General features: G+C 36.3%; 16 protein-coding genes. 12 read left to right on the top strand and 4 right to left on the bottom strand.

All coding sequences use genetic code 11. The features are described from left to right. The first annotated feature begins 49 nt into the window (after window positions 1–49). From H560_RS0108020 to H560_RS0108010, 3 genes are all read left to right on the top strand, one after another. The gene (locus tag H560_RS0108020) at window positions 50–1,513 is read left to right on the top strand and encodes a tagaturonate reductase (RefSeq protein ID WP_027379562.1); all 1,464 of its coding nucleotides are present in this window, start codon (window positions 50–52) and stop codon (window positions 1,511–1,513) included. 6 nt (window positions 1,514–1,519) lie between these two features. Continuing rightward, entirely contained in the window at window positions 1,520–3,139 is a 1,620-nt protein-coding gene (locus H560_RS0108015; RefSeq protein WP_027379561.1) for a UxaA family hydrolase, read from the top strand. 357 nt (window positions 3,140–3,496) lie between these two features. Continuing rightward, entirely contained in the window at window positions 3,497–4,099 is a 603-nt protein-coding gene (locus H560_RS0108010) for a dual specificity protein phosphatase family protein (protein ID WP_027379560.1), read from the top strand. 313 nt (window positions 4,100–4,412) lie between these two features. Here the strand turns inward: H560_RS0108010 and H560_RS0108005 are convergent, their stop codons facing one another. Together H560_RS0108005 and H560_RS0108000 are read right to left on the bottom strand one after the other, a co-directional pair. After that, a complete protein-coding gene (locus tag H560_RS0108005; RefSeq protein WP_027379559.1) occupies window positions 4,413–5,441 on the bottom strand; it encodes a LacI family DNA-binding transcriptional regulator in 1,029 nt (342 codons plus the stop codon). A 293-nt stretch (window positions 5,442–5,734) separates the two neighbouring features. Beyond that, the gene (locus H560_RS0108000) at window positions 5,735–6,319 is read right to left on the bottom strand and encodes a YciE/YciF ferroxidase family protein (protein ID WP_027379558.1); all 585 of its coding nucleotides are present in this window, start codon (window positions 6,317–6,319) and stop codon (window positions 5,735–5,737) included. 222 nt (window positions 6,320–6,541) lie between these two features. Between H560_RS0108000 and H560_RS21300 the strand changes: the two genes are divergently transcribed. The 4 genes from H560_RS21300 to H560_RS0107980 are packed head-to-tail and all read left to right on the top strand — an operon-like array spanning window position 6,542 to window position 9,828. Next, window positions 6,542–7,051, top strand: a complete 510-nt coding sequence (locus tag H560_RS21300) for a CinA family protein (protein WP_051289218.1) — start codon at window positions 6,542–6,544, stop codon at window positions 7,049–7,051. A 33-nt stretch (window positions 7,052–7,084) separates the two neighbouring features. After that, window positions 7,085–7,837 carry an SDR family oxidoreductase gene (locus H560_RS0107990; RefSeq protein ID WP_027379557.1) on the top strand — a complete coding sequence of 251 codons (753 nt, stop codon included), beginning with the start codon at window positions 7,085–7,087 and terminating at the stop codon, window positions 7,835–7,837. Window positions 7,838–7,844: 7 nt separating this feature from the next. Beyond that, window positions 7,845–9,314 (top strand): alpha-amylase, encoded by a 1,470-nt coding sequence (locus tag H560_RS0107985; protein WP_081413948.1) that lies wholly within the window; start codon window positions 7,845–7,847, stop codon window positions 9,312–9,314. 52 nt (window positions 9,315–9,366) lie between these two features. Then, on the top strand, window positions 9,367–9,828 hold the full coding sequence (locus tag H560_RS0107980; protein WP_027379555.1) for an NUDIX hydrolase: 462 nt from the start codon (window positions 9,367–9,369) through the stop codon (window positions 9,826–9,828). A gap of 4 nt (window positions 9,829–9,832) precedes the next feature. On the opposite strand, the gene H560_RS0107975 is transcribed toward H560_RS0107980, so the two are convergent. Next, the gene (locus H560_RS0107975; RefSeq protein WP_027379554.1) at window positions 9,833–10,075 is read right to left on the bottom strand and encodes a hypothetical protein; all 243 of its coding nucleotides are present in this window, start codon (window positions 10,073–10,075) and stop codon (window positions 9,833–9,835) included. A gap of 131 nt (window positions 10,076–10,206) precedes the next feature. On the opposite strand from H560_RS0107975, the gene H560_RS0107970 reads away from it, so the two are divergent. The 5 genes from H560_RS0107970 to H560_RS0107950 all read left to right on the top strand — a co-directional run bounded on the left by H560_RS0107970 (window position 10,207) and on the right by H560_RS0107950 (window position 14,573). Further along, on the top strand, window positions 10,207–10,818 hold the full coding sequence (locus tag H560_RS0107970; protein ID WP_027379553.1) for an alpha-ketoglutarate-dependent dioxygenase AlkB family protein: 612 nt from the start codon (window positions 10,207–10,209) through the stop codon (window positions 10,816–10,818). 58 nt (window positions 10,819–10,876) lie between these two features. Then, window positions 10,877–12,043: a cytochrome-c peroxidase gene (locus H560_RS21295; RefSeq protein WP_081413943.1), complete on the top strand. Its 1,167-nt coding sequence runs from the start codon at window positions 10,877–10,879 to the stop codon at window positions 12,041–12,043. A gap of 223 nt (window positions 12,044–12,266) precedes the next feature. Further along, window positions 12,267–13,031 carry a 4-hydroxy-tetrahydrodipicolinate reductase gene (locus H560_RS0107960; protein WP_027379552.1) on the top strand — a complete coding sequence of 255 codons (765 nt, stop codon included), beginning with the start codon at window positions 12,267–12,269 and terminating at the stop codon, window positions 13,029–13,031. Between the two features lie 401 nt (window positions 13,032–13,432). After that, complete coding sequence (locus tag H560_RS0107955; protein ID WP_027379551.1) at window positions 13,433–14,149, top strand: glycohydrolase toxin TNT-related protein; 717 nt, start codon at window positions 13,433–13,435, stop codon at window positions 14,147–14,149. A gap of 10 nt (window positions 14,150–14,159) precedes the next feature. Continuing rightward, window positions 14,160–14,573: a hypothetical protein gene (locus tag H560_RS0107950; RefSeq protein ID WP_027379550.1), complete on the top strand. Its 414-nt coding sequence runs from the start codon at window positions 14,160–14,162 to the stop codon at window positions 14,571–14,573. A 69-nt stretch (window positions 14,574–14,642) separates the two neighbouring features. Here H560_RS0107950 and H560_RS0107945 read toward each other — a convergent pair whose 3' ends face one another. Continuing rightward, window positions 14,643–15,059 carry a hypothetical protein gene (locus H560_RS0107945; protein WP_027379549.1) on the bottom strand — a complete coding sequence of 139 codons (417 nt, stop codon included), beginning with the start codon at window positions 15,057–15,059 and terminating at the stop codon, window positions 14,643–14,645. Between the last annotated feature and the right edge of the window lie 153 nt (window positions 15,060–15,212).

Genomic DNA, 15,212 nt, shown 5'->3' with positions numbered 1-15,212 from the left:
AAAAAATCTTTGCGGACTTTGCGTTAAAAATAAAATCATCAATAGAAAGATGGAAAATCAGATAAAACAAAAATTAAATCGTGAATTAACAGGTTCTCAAGAAAAGCTACCCATTAAAATTGTACAGTTTGGGGGAGGCAATTTCATGAGAGGATTCACAGATTATGTGATTGATAAATTAAATAAAGAAGCAGGATTCAATGCCGGAATAGTAAATGTACAGCCAACTCAGGGCGGTTCGGTTCATAAGCTGGAAGAGCAGGATAATTTATATACGCTTTTTACAAGAGGAATTAAAAAAGGAGAAATTATCGACCAAAAGCAGATTATTTCTGCAATTCAGAAGTCAATCAATCCTTATACAGATTATGATGAATTCCTGACTTTAGCAAAAGAAGAAGAACTGGAATTTATCTTTTCCAATACCACAGAAACAGGAATAGCTTACGATGAAACTGAAAATAATTATCAGGGGCCGCACAAAAATTTCCCTGCGAAATTAACCGTTTTATTGTACGAAAGATTTAAACATTTCAATGGAGCGTCAGATAAGGGAGTAAGAATTATTCCTTGCGAATTAATTGAAGATAATGCGTTTGCTTTAAAAAATATCATCATTAAATATGCACAGTTGTGGAATTTAGAAGATCAATTTGTGCAATGGATTGAACAGAATAATTATTTCCATAACACACTGGTTGATAGGATAGTTCCAGGTTACCCGAAAGATGATGTGGAATCGTATGAAGATCAGCTGGATTATGAAGATCAAATGATGGTCGTTTCTGAAACATTCCTGCTTTGGGTGATTCAGGATGCCGGAAATTTAAAGGAAAGAATCCCTTTTGCTCAAATTAATGAGCAGATTTTAGTGGTTGATGATATTCAGCCGTACCGTTTAAGAAAAGTTAGAATTTTGAATGGAGGACATACTTTAATGTTGGCTCCTGCAGTTCTATCGGGTAAAGAAACGGTAAAAGAATCTATTGATGATACATTTATCGGTAAATTTTTAATCGAAACCATTTATAACGAAGTCAACCCGACTTTAGGTTTAGATGAGACAGAACTGAAAGATTTTGCGGAAGAAGTTTTCGACAGGTTCAGAAATCCTTTTATTAAGCATTATCAGGCGAGTATTGCACTGTATTTTGTTTCTAAATTCAAGGTAAGAATTCTTCCGAGCTTGTTAGGTTATGTTGAAATCAACAAAAAACTACCGTTGAATCTGGTGTTTTCTCTGGCAGGTTTAATCAGGTTCTATCAGGGAAATTTTGACGGAAAAGTTTTACCTTTAGATGATGAAGAGATAATTGTTAATAGATTTAAAGAAATCTGGGAAAATAAGGATTACGAAAAAGTAGCCGGACTGGCTCTTTCCGAAATCTCCTTCTGGGATACAGACCTTACCCGGGTGGAAGGCTTAAAAGCAGCAGTGGCGAAAGCATTGTACGAAATCGACCACAATGACATTGAAACTGCATATAACAATTTTGTACAATTCAATTCTTAAGAAATCATGCAAAAGAAAGTACTGAAAGTAAATCCCAAAGACAACGTTATCGTAGCGCTGGTGGATTTACCTGCCGGAGAATCGGTACATCTTGACGGTACAGATTACACGATTCTGAAGGACACTAAAGCAAAGCATAAATTTGCCGCCGTAAACTTTGAAGATGGAGATCACATCATTATGTATGGTGTAATTGTAGGAAAAGCCAATCAATCCATCAAAAAAGGCGAAGTAATTACCACTGAAAATGTAAAGCATCAAAGTGCAAAAGTAGAAGGAAAAACGGCTACATTAAGCTGGACTCCACCCAATGTTGACAAATGGAAAGACCGCACTTTTATGGGATATCACCGCGAAGACGGGCAGGTAGGAACAGAAAACGTTTGGTTATTTTTCCCGTTGGTATTCTGTGAAAACAAGAATATTGAAACGCTTAAAGATATTTTTGAGAAAGAATTGCTTCACGATAAAGCCAGTAAGCATCAGCTTTTGTTAAGATCATTGTTAAATGGCGGAACAGATTCTGAGGTAGCGGTAGAAGAGGAAGAAGTGGATACCAGAGTTTTTAAAAATATTGACGTAAGATTCATCACACATCAGGGCGGCTGTGGCGGAATTCGTCAGGATGCAGAAGCATTGGGAAGGCTGTTTGCCGGATATGTCAACAATCCTAACGTTGCGGGTGCTACAGTTCTAAGCCTGGGATGTCAGAATCTTCAGGTTCAGATTTTTATGGATGCACTTCACGCATTGGCTCCAAATAGCAAAAAACCAATTGTCGTTTACGAACAGCAGAAATCCGGAACTATCGACGCGATGCTAACGGGCGTAATTAAAGATTCTTATGAAGGAATTAAAAAAGCCAATGAAATCGAAAGAAAACCGGCCCCTATCACAAAACTGAACATTGGTTTGGAATGTGGTGGATCTGACGGCTTCTCAGGAATTTCTGCCAACCCTGTTTTAGGTGAAGTTTCAGATATTATGGCGGCTGTGGGAGGAACAACCATGCTCGCCGAATTCCCTGAATTGTGTGGGGTAGAGCAGGAATTGGTGAATCGTTGCATCAATGATGAAGACGGAGTAAAGTTCCTTCAGCTGATGAAAGATTTTGAAAAATCTGTAGTGGCGGCAGGATCAGGTTTTGATATGAATCCTTCTCCTGGAAATATCAAAGACGGTTTAATTACCGATGCCATGAAATCTGCTGGAGCGGCTAAAAAAGGCGGTGCTGCACCTATCGTAGAGGTTCTGGATTTCACTGAATATGCTACAAAACCTGGTCTTAACCTTCTTTGTACTCCTGGAAATGATGCCGAATGTACAACAGCATTGGTAGGTTCTGGAGCTACAGTTGTTCTTTTCACAACGGGCCTTGGTACGCCAATGGGGAATCCGATTTCTCCGGTTGTAAAAATATCTTCCAATTCTGTTTTAGCAGAAAGAATGCCGGATATTATTGATTTTAATGCCGGAACGGTTATCAGCGGTGAAAAAACGATACCGGAAGCGGCAGATGAGCTTCTTGAGCTTATCATTAAAGTGGCAAGCGGAGAGGTCAAAACCAAAGCAGATTTACTTAATCAAAACGACTTTATTCCGTGGAGACGGGGTGTAAGCTTGTAAATTAATTTAATAATTATTGTTTTAATTATATAAATATTAGGGTTGAAAATGCTTTCTACATTTGTAGGGGGCATTTTCTTTTTTTTAACAAACACAAAGGACACTAATTTTTCACAAATAACACAAAATAATAATATTTAAAGTTTTTTGCATCAATAGGAACGGGCTTTAGCCCGTTTAACAGGGAAAATCTTTCAATTGGCTTTAGCCAAATCAATTAATGATTTCATTAATTGAAATCTTACTCAAATTATATAACAATTAATAATTTATCGAAAATCAAATATTTTTATTCTTATCTAAAAAGGTGTAGCTTCGCAGAATTAAAATTCATCAGAAAATTTTATGAACTTAAGTTTGAAAAATAATAAGGTAAGCATGTTGATTTTCTTGTTTATTATCGCTGTATTGATTCTTGCATTTGTATTTTACCAGAAAAAAGTACGTTATAATCTGGTAACTATTTCTGAAAATAAAGTATATAATTCAGGTGCTGTTCCACCGGAAAAGCTGGCGGATTTTGTTCGTGACCACAAAATAAAAACCATTGTTGATTTGCGCGACGGCCTGGTTCAGACCGCATTGAATCCGGAAACAAAAAAACAGGTGAATGCAGAAGAATATGCGGCAGACAAAATTGCGGGTCTTCATTATTTTAATTTACCTACGGATCAAATACCTGAGGACAGCACGGTGCAAAAGTTTTTGAAAGTAATGGATGATCCGAAGAACTACCCGGTTCTTATCCACTGTCATCACGGAGTCGGCCGTTCACGTTTGTTCAGCTCTATTTATAGAATTGAATATGAGAATTTCAGCAATGAAAAAGCCAGAGCCAATGCGCGTCTGTTTTGGGAACTAGGAACCAATTTTTCAAAAGATTCTGAGAAGGGAATTTACCTTACTAATTATAAGAAAAGGGAGTTTGAGAAACTTTCCAATGATAAAACTGCAAAATGATCAATAGAACGGGCTTTAGCCCGCTTTTACAAATAATTAAAATCAATCGGCTTTAGCCAAAGCTTAAATCTAAAACTATGCTTAGATTCTTCCTCCTACATGTTGAGTTTTTAAGAAAACTGTAGCATTATGAAAATTAAACCATTAAAAATTCCACTGTCTGAAGTGCGGTACAAATTTAAACCCAAGAACAAACATTAAATTCGCACAAGTTTTTGAGAATGTTAGGATTAAACTTTAATTTTTAGTGTAAAGTTTCCAAGTCTTGAATTTTTATTTATTTTATTTCAAGACAAAAGAAAATCATAAAAACTTACTTTCTTTTCGAAGACCTTCTAATATAAAGCTGCGGGGCCAAAACCACTTTCTTCTCAGTAGAAATACCCGAACCATTCTCTTTTACACCTTCCAGGAAAACCTGTCCGGCCATTTTCCCCATTGTAACAGGAGTCTGGTCTACGGAACTCATCGGAAGCTCCATAAACTGGGTAAAAGGTTCATTGGAAAAACCGATCACGGCTACTTCATCAGGAATTTTAATATTACGTTTTTTAAGTTCCTGACAAGCTCCCAATGCAGCAAAATCACTCGAAGAAAATATAGCATCAGGAATAGATTTTCTGTCCCAAAGCTTTTTAATGGCCTCAATTCCGGCATCGATAGAGCTTCCGGTAGTGATGATGTTTTCTTCTTTTACAGGCAAATGATGATCTGTTAAAGCTTGTTTATAACCATTGAGACGGTTTTGATAAATCTCAAGATTCAGGTCTCCGGAAAAATGACAGATATTTTTATACCCTTCTTTAATCAGATGTTCAGTGGCAATATAGCCACCCCTGTAGTCATCAATAACCACCGTGCTGATCCCCGGAATATCCTTTTTTCTGTCGAAAAATATGATGGGTGTATTGGTAGTGTCTAAAATACTTTGAATATGTTCCGTATCAATCGTCGTCTTTGAAACCGACATAAAAATACCGTCCACCTGAGCATTAAGTAAGGTGTTCAGATGCCTTTTCTCGATATTTACATCTTCATGACTCTGGCAGATAATTACATGATAACCAAACGGAGAAAGCTCTTCCTCAATACCGCGGATCACGGAAGAAAAGAAATTGGTATTCACAAAAGGTACGATGATTCCTACATTTTTTGTTTCCCCGCTTTTCAGAGCCTTGGCAAGATTATTTTGCTTGTAGTTCATTTCTTTGGCGGTTTTCTTCACCAAATCTTTCGTTGCCTGGCTTATTCTGGGATGATCGTTCAATGCTCTGGAAACAGTTGCCACACTTACGTTTAGCTTTTTTGAGATGTCATAAATTGTGGCATTTTTTTTATTCATATAAATTTTTTCTAAGTGTTTTCGTACTCAAAATGAAATACATTATTGACGTAAATTTAATCAAATTATGTCTATCAAAAAGGAAATATTAAGTATTTTATACAAGATTATGAGAGATTAAAATTATATTAAACATAAATCCGGTTTAATTGCTTAATTGTCTTTTATTTAGCTGAAAATTCATTTTAAATAATACGAATTAATTTAAATGAAAATATGATAAGCCTGTAAAATTTACGGCAAGAAAAAAGAGACCATTTGGCCTCTTTTATTTTAATTTAATGAAGATGAAATTACATTGCTTTACTGTTAAGCGTTGTATCTGCAACTTTCGTAAGAAGTTCATCACATTTTTTCTCTTCACTCAGGGTTGCTAATAAATTCTTCATACACTCATCTTCTTTCAATACTTTAGCATAAGCTGCCAGTGTTCCGTAAGTCGCGATTTCGTAGTGCTCTACTTTTTGCGCAGCTGCAATGATTCCTGCATCTCTTACCGCTCCCGGCTCTGTTTCTTCCATGATGCTTTTTCCTTCATCCAACAGTCCCTGCATGGCATCACATTTTTTTGCCTGGGCTTTTTTACCTAGAGCATTAAAACATTCCTCAAGTCTCTGAACATGAATTTCCGTTTCTTTAATGTGATTTTCTATTGCTGTTTTCAGCTTTTCGTCGGTAGCATTTTTCATCATGGCAGGCAAAGCTTTTACCAATGCTTTTTCTGCCCAATAAATATCTTTTAATGAATCTTCAAAAAGATCTTTCAGTTCTTTTGCAGCACCTTTTTTAGCCGGAGTTTTAGAAGCTGTCTTTGAGGCTGTTTTTGTAGTTGCTGGTTTTTTTGCGGTCGTTTTTTTTGTTGATGTTTTAGTTTCCATAATAATAAATATTTTAGTGATTGTTTTGAATTTGGTGTATAATGTGCAAGTATGAGACCATATTTGTAGAAAGAATTATTTTTTCTTCAAATGTGGTATCTAAAAGAGGTTAGAGACTTTTTAAATATTAAATTTTTATTGAAAATCGTTGATTACAATCATACTTTTTGTATTTTTTATTTGCGAAATTCGGGTTAACCATTTTCACAAATCACATATTTTATGAATATTCAGAAGGATTTACTGGATTTTTTAGGACAATATTTATGGGCTTCCGGAGAAACTATTTCTATCGCGGAAAGTGTCACATCAGGTTTTTTACAGTTTTCATTTTCTCAGATGAGAAACGCTTCGGAATTTTTCAAGGGCGGCATTACGGCTTATACGCTTGAAGAGAAAGTCAATCTTTTAGGCGTTGATGAAAAAGAAGCCAGGGAATCTGACTGTGTCTCGCAGCATATTGCAGAAACAATGGCTTTGAATGCTGCTAAAATGTTTAAAACAGACTGGTCAATTGCTGTTACGGGATATGCAACTCCTGTTGAAGAATCCGGATATCTTCTTTTTGCTTATTTTTCTTTTGCTTACAAAAATGAAATCATCCTTTCAAAGAAAATGGATCTTAATTCAAGAAAAGAATCTATTAATGCGCAGTTATGCTACAGCGAATTTATCCTCGAATGTCTTAAAGTAGAATTCGAAAAACATGCTTCACCTGAAACAGAAGCTTAAATGATTTTAATAAACACCAAATTATAAAATAACATGGAAAATTTACAATTGCAGAACAAAAATGTACTCATCAGCGGGGCAGACAGCGGGATAGGAAAGGCCGCAGCTTTACTTTTGGCCAGGGAAGGTGCAAATATTGCCTTTATTCATTATCATGACGAAGAAGATGCAGAAAAAACTAAAAAAGAAATCATGGAAACCGGCAGAAAAGCACTGGCTTTTGGCGGGGATGTTAATGATTCTAATTTTTGTAAAACCGTTGTGGAAAAAACAGTAGCGGAGCTTGGAGGAATTGATATTCTGATAAACAATGCCGGAACTCAGGTTCCCTGTGAAAGTATTGTAGATCTGGAAGAAGAAAATATCAGGAAAACATTTAATTCTAATATTATTGGATTGATTTTGCTTACCAAAGCTGCATTTCCCTATTTGAAGAAGGGCAGCTCAATTATAAATACTACTTCGGCAGTAGCATATCTCGGGCATGAAGAATTGCTGGATTATTCAGCGACAAAAGGTGCAATTGTTTCCTTCACCCGCTCCTTGGCTTTGCAGTCCAAACCTAAAGGAATTCGTGTAAATGCTGTAGCTCCGGGACCGGTGGCAACACCTCTGACTGAAAAAACTTTCGGTGAAGAAGAAGAGGATGAGAATAAGCCTCCATTGGAACGAAACGCAACCACAGAGGAAGTTGCTACCAGCTTTTTATTCCTTGCAACTGATGCTTCCGCACAGATTACGGGGCAGGTTCTGCATCCAAACGGTGGTTTAATTGTTAATGGTTAAATTAATTATGAACGGAGTTATTATTCAGTACTTTCACTGGTATCATTCAGGAAATTTATGGAACGAGTTTGCGGAAAAGGCAGAATATCTTAAAGACCTGGGATTTACCGCAGCCTGGCTTCCTCCCGCCAACAAATGCAGCCTGGGGAAAGAAGGAAGAGGATATGATGTTTATGATATGTATGATTTGGGCGAGTTCGACCAAAAAGGCGGAATTCCCACAAGATACGGAACAAAAGAAGAATATCTCAACGCCATCAAAAAAGCTCATGAGGCGGGTCTGTCGGTTTATGCAGACATTGTGCTTAATCACAGGATGGGAGGTGATGAAGATGAACAGATCACCGTACATCAGGTAGATGAAGACGATCGGAATAAGATTATTTCCGAACCCATGGAGGTTACGGCATGCACAAAGTTTACTTTTCCTGCGAGAAAAGGGAAATATTCAGATTTTATCTGGGACTTTCACTGTTTCAGCGGTATCGATATTGTCCGGAAAGACGGACAGAAAATGGAAGGGATTTTTAAAATCCACAATGAATACGGAACGGAATGGACTGATGCCGTAAGCCACCAATTCGGTAATTACGATTATCTGATGGGTGCTGATATAGAATACCGCAACCCTCACGTAATTCAGGAAATGAAAAACTGGATCAAATGGTATTTTGAAACCACCGGAGTGGACGGAATACGCCTGGATGCACTGAAACATCTTTCATCGGATTTTTTAAAGGAATGGATTACATATATTAAAACAGAATTAAATCCCGACTGCTATGTTCTCGGAGAATTCTGGAAAGATGAAGTAGAGAAAATTTCTTATTTTTCTGATAAGATGGATGATCTTATTTCATGTTTTGATGCGCCTTTGCACTATAATTTCTTTACCGCTTCCAAAGAAGGGAAAGATTATGACCTCACGCAGATTTTTAAAGGCAGTTTTCTTGAAAAAAAGCCTGTTTTCTCGGTTTCTTTTGTAGAAAATCACGATACGCAGCAGCTGCAGTCGCTGGAATCTGCGGTAAAAGATTGGTTCAAACCTCTGGCGTATGCCATTATCCTTCTGTCGGAGGATGCTTACCCGTGCGTATTTTACCCGGACCTTTTCGGAGCAGAATATACGGATGAAAAAGATGGCGAGCAGGTAAATATAGTAATGCCGAAGATTGAAGTTTTGCCTAAATTATTGGAAGCAAGGAAAAAATTCGCTTATGGAGATCAGGTTAATTATTTTGATCATCCCAATTGCATTGCATGGGTAAGGAAAGGTACGGAAAAAAATCAGGGATGCGTTACCATTATTTCCAATGGGGATGAAGGATGGAAAGAAATTGACCTGGGGAAAGAATATGCTGATTCCAGCTATGTGGATTTTCTGAATCAGAGAGATGATACCATCACCACAGATGAAAATGGAAAAGCCGTTTTCAGGGTTAATGCAGGCTCGGTAAGCGTTTGGGTCAAAGCTTAATGTATTGCTGAATGAAGATATGTTTTAATAATTTTATCTAAAATAAATTTACATGAAAACAAGTGCCGGTATTTTATTGTTTAAAAGAGAAAAGAAAATTTTTTATTACTTCCTGGTTCATCCGGGTGGACCCTTTTGGAAAAACAAAAATGCCGGCACCTGGTCTATTCCAAAAGGAGAGCCTCTTCCTGATGAAGATTTACTTGAACGTGCCCTGACCGAATTTTATGAAGAAACAGGAAAAACAATAGCCGGTGTATTTATAAAACTCTCTCCTGTAAAGCAAAAGTCAGGAAAAACTGTCCATGCATGGGCAGTAGAGGGAGAAATAGATTCTACGGGATTTACAAGCAATTTAATTCCTATTGAATGGCCTCCGAAATCCGGGAAAACGATAGAAATTCCCGAAGTAGATCAATGGAAATGGTTTGATTCTGATGAAGCAAAAAAACGAATCAACCCTGCACAGGCAGAATTGATTACGGAATTGGAAGGATTGTTAGGCAGGAAATAATAATCTATTGATCGCTTTCTGTTTCTTTTTCTTTTTTAAAGCTTACCACTTCATATTCATCATTTGAACAGTATTTTTTACAGCTTTCATCCGTGAAAGATTCTGGAGACCTTAGAAAATCTTCAATGTATTTTGCACTTTCATCCGTATCGGCCGGAACAATGATAATGTGAAAATTATTAACCACAGATTCATCGGCATTTTTTACGGAATCTTTTTTGTGTTGTAAGGCTTCGGTATAATTCATGTTGTTTATTTATTATATTAATGAATAAATTATGCCATGAAGCACTGTTTTATGAATTTTTATTTATTAATTAATTAAGCAGGGAGCTGGAAGACTTCCCATTCCCAGCTTCCTTATTAAATTTCTTACCTATGGATCAGCTAAGCTTGTTTAATTATGATGAATATTATGAGTTTCCAAAAGAATTATTGGAATACACCGAGCATTTTCTGTCGGAAGAAGAAGCTTCAGCACTTGAAAAAAAGCTTATGAAAACAGCTCCCTGGAAACAGAATACCCAGAAAATGTATGATAAAATAGTCCTTACACCGCGTTTGACAGCCTGGTATGGTGATGACAGCAAATTATATAATTTAGGTGGAAATGAGTTTAAGGTAAATCCGTGGCTCCCGGAATTGTTGGATTTAAAACAAAAAATAGAAAAGAAATCAGGTTATCAGTTTAATTCCGTTTTGCTGAATTTATATCGTGACGGTAATGATTCTGTGGCCTGGCACAGGGATAAGGAAAGTGAATTGGGAAACCGGCCTGTCATAGCTTCGGTGAGTCTCGGGCAGGTAAGAAATTTTGATTTCAGGAAAGTGGATGATCATAAGAATAAGTACAGTTTACCCTTACGGCACGGTTCATTATTGATTATGAAAGGAGATCTGCAGGTACACTGGGAACATCGGATCGCAAAATCTGTCAAGCGGATGAAGCCGAGAATTAATCTTACTTTTCGCCTGATCCGTGAAATATGATCTTTTAACATAAAAAATTAGTAATAATCCATATTTTTGCTGAAACTTCAATACACCCATGAAGAATGTATTAAGCTGGATTTTACTTTTGTTTTTAGCTGTTTCAGTTTTTAACAATTGCCTGAATAACAGTGTCAATAAAGAAATCAAACAAAAAACCGACTTTATTGCCAACCTGAGAAAACTTTATTCCTCAGGAGATTCTTCTAAATGGCCAAAACCAATTCTTGATCCTGAATCTGTATCATCTTTTTCCGAAATAGGACATTTGCCGAATGTTGTTTTTCCTGCTGAAAACCTTTATTCAGAGGAAAAAGCATTGTTGGGAAAGACTTTGTTTTTTGACCCAAGACTTTCAAAATCCAACCAGATTGCCTGTGCTTCCTGCCACGATCCGGAGCTGAGCTGGAGCGATAACCGTACTTTTTCTTTCGGACACGACCGGCATCCCGGCACAAGAAACGCCATGAGTATTCTGAATGTGGCTTATGCAAGATCTCTTTTTTGGGACGGTAGGGCTTCAAATCTGGAAGAACAGTCGCAAATCCCGATCCAGGATGAAAGGGAAATGGGTGAGCATATTGATATAGCAGCCGGAAAAATCGCAAAAATAAAAGGTTACGAAGTCTTATTCGAAAAGGCTTTTGGTGATAAAAAGGTTACAAAAGACCGGATTTCGCAGGCTATCGCAACCTTTGAAAGAACAATTACAAGCTCTCAAAGCAGATTCGACCAGTTTATCAGTGGAAAATCAGAGGTTTATAGTGATGATGAAGTTCTCGGGCTCCATCTTTTCAGGACGAAGGCACAATGTATGAATTGTCATAATTCCGGATATTTCTCAAACAATGCTTTTGAAAATGTGGGAACAGCCTTATTGGGTGAAAAAGGGGAGGATATTGGAAGATACAAGACAACAAAAAATATCTCGGATGCAGGTAAATTCCGTGTTCCCGGGCTTCGGGAAGTGGCTTCCACAGGCCCATGGATGCATAACGGATCCATGAAAACACTTACAGAAGTCATAGAGTTTTACAGCAAAGGGAATCCGGAACATGCACAAAAACGTTCAACGGTCTATGATGGTGTTACACTGCATTCAGAAAAATCAGGGATGGTAAGAATGCTTGAGCTGTCGGAAGAGGAAATTCGTCAGTTGGAAGCATTTTTAAGAACTTTATCATCAAAACCTAAAGAAGTGAGTGTACCTGTTTTGCCTAACTAATCTTTTGACCATTTATTGACCTTGTTGAAACTGCTGTTTCAATAATTTTTTATATCTTGAAGATTCATAATTGAGAAAATTATTTTTTCTGCATTACCAAATTGATATCTGAACGAGATTTTCAGAAAATGGCTTTAATTATTGCCGATTTTACTATTCATTATTTCTTAATAAAATTCATGCAGAAAGACTTTTAAGTTTAAAAACTTCAAAATATAATAATATGAAAATAGGATTAATTGGTTTTGGAAAAGCGGGAAAGGCTGTGGCAAATGTCATTCTGCAGAACCCGGATTTCTCTCTGGAATGGGTTCTGAAAAATACAGAAGCAATGCAAAATGCTTCCGCGAAAGATTTTCTTGGAGTGACATCTTCAGACGCTGCAAAGATTTTTTCTCAGCAAAATATGAATATCAATGAATTGCTGGATGCTCATCCAGTGGATTTTATCATTGATTTTTCCCAAGAAAAAAGTATTTACGGCTATGGAAAACCTGCCGTAGAAAGGAAAGTGAAAATTATTTCGGCCATTTCACATTATGACGAAAAAGAAAAAGAATCTTTGAAAGAGCTGTCAGAGAATGGGGTTGTCTTTTGGTCTCCCAACATTACATTAGGGGTGAACTATCTTTTATTTGCTTCGTCTTTACTTAAAAATATTGCTCCGGAGGTAGATATTGAGGTGATAGAAGAGCATTTTAAAACAAAAGCAGGAATTTCAGGCACGGCAGTAAAAATCGCTGAAACTCTTGACATTGAAACAGAAAGTATTAATTCTGTAAGAGCCGGCGGAATAGTTGGTAAACACGAAGTTATCTTTGGATTTCCTTACCAGACGGTGCGCCTTGTCCATGAATCTATTTCAAGGGAAGCTTTTGGAAACGGAGCACTGTTTGTGGCTAAAAACCTTAAGGATAAACCGGATGGGCTTTACAATTTCGAAGATATTTTAAAGCCTTACTTCTTCAGCGATTTGCAAAGAAGTTAGTCAAAAATTATAAAAAAACCTCTCTTTTCGGGAGGTTTTTTTATTTAAACAAGCTTTAAATAAGATTTGAATTAAAAAAATTTAATTTAAAATTAAAACTTATTCATATTTGAAAATTTTGAATTAATTTTATCAGCACAAATTTTATTCTTCATTTGTACCGTTTACCAGAACGAAAATTACCCTCAGGACTTGCTGATATAATCTTTTATTGAATCAGGATCGGGTTATTATTTTTCAAAAAAATATCCTTTATTTTAAAATTATTCCAGAATTATCCGGGAGGATTAACAACATTAATGTACCCAACATAGAATTAAACGATAAGGTGCATTTGGGACAGCCTTTAAATCATGGATTTTTAGGCTGTTATTTTTTTTAAATTAATTTAAAATTTATATATGAAAACTTTATTTAAGTACATTTTTTTCTTAACAATTCCTTTATTTTCAGTTGCCTGCAGCTCAGATGACAGTGAAAACCCGATGACTGACAGTATTTCACCGGTAACTCATTATTTTTACAAAAACGCCAATGAATTTGCTGCCACTTATGACCCGAACGGAACGGTGAGCCAGAATACTAAAGACCTTGCTTTTAACTTGTATATACTGGGAAAATGGAAAGAGCTGGAAACCTTATTCAAAGATAATAACCTGAACGGAGGCTGGCCGCCCGCCAACGGAGGATATAATATTGTGGATGATGTAGCATTTACGGCAGGGCAGAAATTCGACAGATACAGCGGTGCAGTGGGTACTTACAATGGAAACGGAGTTCCTACACTGGGAGGTAGTTTTACGAGCCCTATCATTAACGGATATGTCTATACTTTCAGCCAGAGAGCCCTGAACCAGCCTGAGAATGCTTATGACTTTTATTATGAAATAGATGTATTAAATAATTTACTACCTTTCAAAGGGCAAACTGCGGATGTTATTCCATGGTTCAACCAGGTAGGAGGCGGTAAGCAGACGATGTGGAAAATCCCCGTAGATCCTATTTCCTGCTATCCTAAAACATGGAATAAGCTGGCAGAAGAAGGCTACATAAAAGTCACCATTAAAAAAAGCCCCAGCGGAAATTACAATAATCTTGTGGGCACGGTTATTCAGTAAATCAAAAAAAATGTATTCAATATCAAAGAAAATAAAAATTGGAAAAAGAATTCCTATTGCAACAAATACCTTTGTAAATGATGAAATAGGGGATTCTGTACAGATAGAATTCGTGTGCTGTACCTGTGATGAGGAAAACATGGTGAAAATAACACCGTACGAAACCGGATTTCCTGTTTTTCAGCTTTACGATAATGAAAAAGTACTCTCAAAAGGTGAACTGCTGGAAAACGGAATACTAAGTGATACATCGAAAAATATGTTGCATTTTGGAGAATTAACGGTAAATAATTTACCTACTCTTTATTTTGGAACACAATGCAGGTCCTGTAATTCAGAATACATTTGTGTATTTGGTTATGGCGAAAAACAGCCGAGCCTTACGATGCTTATGGTATCTGGTATATGGAATTTTAAAAAGTAAATAATATTCACATTAAAATAAAAAACCCACAACTGTAAAAATTGTGGGTTTTCTAAACTGATATTATATTTAAGATTCGGTGCTTATTAGTCCGTAGTTCATTACGGAAGGCTCTTTCCCGAAAAGACAGGAAAATATGTTTTGAAATTCATGGATATATTTACATCTTATTGAATTTCCGTAAATTTTCAATCCGTCTACGATTTTTCTTGAATCAAGATCGATGTCATACTTAATGAATGGCTCCGGTCTTTCGTATCTTATACGCTGGTCTGAGCTGTACGTTCTTGAAAATCCAAACTTTTCAAGCCATTCCTCTGTAATCTGAATGGGCTTGATAGCGCGCGCCGGAACGGAAAAACTATGAACATCATTTTCGATTTTTACAAAATAATCTTTTTCATTATCCTGGAATATTTCAGTGATGTTATAAATCTGATTTTTATATTCCACTAAATTTTTAATTTTTAGATCTGCAACGTTCATAATATCTTGTGTGTTAAGGTTATTGATTGTGTGAAAGTGTGTTATACTATAGTATTTACAAATACTATGCCTCACATGATAAAAAAAAATTAAGTAATGTAAAAATTTGTTAAAATAATTAACTAGAGTGTAAGTTTTAATTTTAATTCATTG

It is taken from the genome of Chryseobacterium daeguense DSM 19388, assembly GCF_000430825.1.
GTDB classification, from domain to species: domain Bacteria; phylum Bacteroidota; class Bacteroidia; order Flavobacteriales; family Weeksellaceae; genus Chryseobacterium; species Chryseobacterium daeguense.
This window is presented reverse-complemented; position numbering and strand designations above follow the sequence as displayed.

Coding starts and splice junctions, on each gene's coding strand:
- H560_RS0107970 (WP_027379553.1), top strand. CDS start 10,207: ATGGATCAGCTAAGCTTGTTTAATTATGATGAATATTATGAGTTTCCA.
- H560_RS0107960 (WP_027379552.1), top strand. CDS start 12,267: ATGAAAATAGGATTAATTGGTTTTGGAAAAGCGGGAAAGGCTGTGGCA.
- H560_RS0107955 (WP_027379551.1), top strand. CDS start 13,433: ATGAAAACTTTATTTAAGTACATTTTTTTCTTAACAATTCCTTTATTT.
- H560_RS0108015 (WP_027379561.1), top strand. CDS start 1,520: ATGCAAAAGAAAGTACTGAAAGTAAATCCCAAAGACAACGTTATCGTA.
- H560_RS0107950 (WP_027379550.1), top strand. CDS start 14,160: ATGTATTCAATATCAAAGAAAATAAAAATTGGAAAAAGAATTCCTATT.
- H560_RS21300 (WP_051289218.1), top strand. CDS start 6,542: ATGAATATTCAGAAGGATTTACTGGATTTTTTAGGACAATATTTATGG.
- H560_RS0107945 (WP_027379549.1), bottom strand. CDS start 15,059: ATGAACGTTGCAGATCTAAAAATTAAAAATTTAGTGGAATATAAAAAT.
- H560_RS0107980 (WP_027379555.1), top strand. CDS start 9,367: ATGAAAACAAGTGCCGGTATTTTATTGTTTAAAAGAGAAAAGAAAATT.
- H560_RS0108000 (WP_027379558.1), bottom strand. CDS start 6,319: ATGGAAACTAAAACATCAACAAAAAAAACGACCGCAAAAAAACCAGCA.
- H560_RS0107975 (WP_027379554.1), bottom strand. CDS start 10,075: ATGAATTATACCGAAGCCTTACAACACAAAAAAGATTCCGTAAAAAAT.
- H560_RS0107985 (WP_081413948.1), top strand. CDS start 7,845: ATGAACGGAGTTATTATTCAGTACTTTCACTGGTATCATTCAGGAAAT.
- H560_RS0108005 (WP_027379559.1), bottom strand. CDS start 5,441: ATGAATAAAAAAAATGCCACAATTTATGACATCTCAAAAAAGCTAAAC.
- H560_RS21295 (WP_081413943.1), top strand. CDS start 10,877: ATGAAGAATGTATTAAGCTGGATTTTACTTTTGTTTTTAGCTGTTTCA.
- H560_RS0108020 (WP_027379562.1), top strand. CDS start 50: ATGGAAAATCAGATAAAACAAAAATTAAATCGTGAATTAACAGGTTCT.
- H560_RS0107990 (WP_027379557.1), top strand. CDS start 7,085: ATGGAAAATTTACAATTGCAGAACAAAAATGTACTCATCAGCGGGGCA.